This window comes from Oleiphilus sp. HI0043 (assembly GCF_001634935.1).
In genome coordinates this window covers 1-1,254 of sequence record NZ_LWEY01001117.1, presented here as the reverse complement: position 1 = coordinate 1,254, position 1,254 = coordinate 1, and the positions used below count along the sequence as shown (strand labels likewise).

Annotated in this window: 2 protein-coding genes; both read right to left on the bottom strand. The window is 44.9% G+C overall.

Annotation, left to right across the window (positions count from 1 at the left end; all coding sequences use genetic code 11):
- On the bottom strand, nt 1-295 hold a 295-nt coding region (locus tag A3729_RS33050; RefSeq protein ID WP_197475832.1), incomplete at its 3' end, for an aspartyl/asparaginyl beta-hydroxylase domain-containing protein.
- 252 nt (nt 296-547) lie between these two features.
- Nucleotides 548-1,144: a single-stranded DNA-binding protein gene (ssb, locus tag A3729_RS12455; RefSeq protein ID WP_068633939.1), complete on the bottom strand. Its 597-nt coding sequence runs from the start codon at nt 1,142-1,144 to the stop codon at nt 548-550.
- Nucleotides 1,145-1,254 lie beyond the last annotated feature (110 nt).

Below are 1,254 nucleotides of genomic sequence, written 5' to 3'. Positions count from 1 at the left end.
CTGAAGGAATGTTTTTTAGCAGCTCAACTGTATTAGGGCATAGCTTCTTTGCAGATTCATGCGTGTAACCATACCAGTTGACATAGAATTTACTCCAACCATGCTTATAGAAGGTTCTAAAGCCAACATCATAGTACGATGCAGAGCCTTCTTTGGTTGTCTTCTCAAAGTAACCCTGCTCTCTAAGACTCTCCGCCTCTTCACGCACGAGTTCCCACTTGTCAGTAAGGGACTGAAGCTCAGCAAAATCATCAATATTAACAATCGGTTTACGATAATTTCGCTTGGTCGACACATACAGAAAACAATTGAGAGGAGCAAAAATTGGCCAAGCTTTCCGGAGATATTCGCGAAGATTCTTATAGCGCACCTCTCCTCGATAGTTATACACATATACACAGCTGACTGTACTCAGTGCCACAACGAGAAGAATTACTAACAGAGCAAGGCTCATCGGTACCGACCTTATCTACATATAAGCCTGAAAGATAACACCTCAAGGGGCTCTTTGTAGAATTTAAATCTACAAAACTAAATATACTGTGAATTAGAACGGAATATCATCATCAAAATCATCACTAGGAGGCGCCATTGCTGGAGCGCTTTGCGGAGCGGCTTGAGGCGCTGCCTGAGTATAAGCCTGGCCGCCCTGTTGTGGCGCGCGCTGATAGCCTTGTTGAACCGGCGCCGCCTGCTGTGGCTGCGCATAGCCCTGCGGTGCAGCCTGTGCTTGTGGTGCTGCTTGAGGAGCAGGCTGTGTCTGATACCCGCCTTGCGTGGCTGCTTGCGGCTGATCAAATCCACCCTGCTTACTATCTAGCATCTGCAGTTCGTTCGCAACAATCTCGGTGGTATAGCGGTCTTGTCCGCTTTGATCTTGCCACTTTCTGGTCTGCAACTTACCTTCGATATAGACTTTAGAGCCTTTACGCAGATAATCTTTTGCAATTTCAGCTAAACGATTAAACATANCAACACGATGCCACTCCGTTTTTGGCACCATCTGTCCACTGTTTTTATCTTTATAACTTTCATCCGTAGCAATATTCAGGTTTGTGACCGCTGAACCTTGCGCCGTCATGCGCGCATCAGGATCTTGCCCTAAATTACCGATCAAAATTACTTTGTTTATACCTCTTGCCATTACCTTTCCCCGAATTATTTTTTGCTCTAATCTAATTATTGTCTCATGCTTAACGATAGCATTCCATAACCGAATCCAGCTCCTGCTGATTTAGTTTACCTTTGATTACT